Below are 981 nucleotides of genomic sequence, written 5' to 3'. Positions count from 1 at the left end.
TTGAATTCGGTGTGTGAGCCCCTGTCGGAATGGTGCACAAGACCGTTCAGTGGCTGGTCTTTGCGGCCCCAGATCGCGATCTCGAGTGCGTCGAGCGGAAGATCGGTACGCATGGTGGTGTCGAGCCGCCACCCGACAATCTTCCGCGAATACACGTCGATCACGAACGCCACATACACCATGCCCGCCCACGTCGGAACATAGGTGAAGTCGGCGACCCACAGAGCGTTCGGCCGATCCGCGGTGAACTGCCGGTCCACCAGGTCCGCCGGCCTGGGCGCAGCCGGGTCAGCGCGCGTCGTGCGGGGCCTGGCCCCACCGCGGAGCGCCCCGGTCAGCCCGGCCGCGCGCATCAGGCGCTCCACCGTGCACCGGGCCACCGCGATCCCCTCCCGGTTCAACACCCGCCACACCTTCCGCGCGCCGTACACCTCGTAGTTCTCCTTCCACACCCGCTCGATCTCGACGAGGAGCTCGGCGTCGCGCAGCGAACGCGCCGACGGCGGACGCTTCTTCGCGGCGTGGTGCGACGACGGGGCAACCTGCAACACATCACAGATCGGCTCGACCCCACCGAGGTTTTCCTTGCGCTGGTCGATGAACGCGACTACCCCGGCAGTCGCGGGTCGAGCTCCCGCGCGAAGAAAGCCGACGCCGCTTTCAGGATCTCGTTCGCGCGCTTCAGCTCGCGGTTCTCGCGTTCCAGCTCGGCGATACGCGCCGCGTCCGGCGTGGTGATTCCCGGACGAGTCCCCTGATCGACCTCGGCCTGATTCACCCACAGCCGCAGCGTCGCCGAATGCACACCCAGCCGCTTCGCGACCGTCGAGATCGCACGTGACGCCTCCGCCGGCTGCTCACGACGCATCTGTTGCACGAGCCGAACGGAACGTTCACGGAGCTCATCGGGGTACTTCCTGGGAGCGGGCACGACTCGATCCTCCCAAACGGACCGGTCTCCACCAAACCCGGGGCGGTTCA

At 67.3% G+C, this 981-nt stretch carries 2 protein-coding genes and 1 other annotated feature; both genes read right to left on the bottom strand.

The genetic code is table 11. From position 1 onward, the window contains the following. A partial coding sequence (locus MXD58_RS25545) for an IS3 family transposase (RefSeq protein WP_248838024.1) occupies positions 1 to 599 on the bottom strand: 599 nt, incomplete at its 3' end. Continuing rightward, positions 534 to 650: a sequence feature (AL1L pseudoknot), on the bottom strand. It overlaps the preceding gene by 66 nt. Next, positions 608 to 981 (bottom strand): transposase (locus MXD58_RS25540; protein WP_248838023.1); only part of this gene is annotated, 374 nt, incomplete at its 5' end. (Overlaps the previous feature by 43 nt.)

The sequence above is a fragment of the Frankia sp. AgKG'84/4 genome (assembly GCF_023242965.2).
Taxonomy (GTDB): Bacteria; Actinomycetota; Actinomycetes; order Frankiales; family Frankiaceae; genus Frankia.
This window is presented reverse-complemented; position numbering and strand designations above follow the sequence as displayed.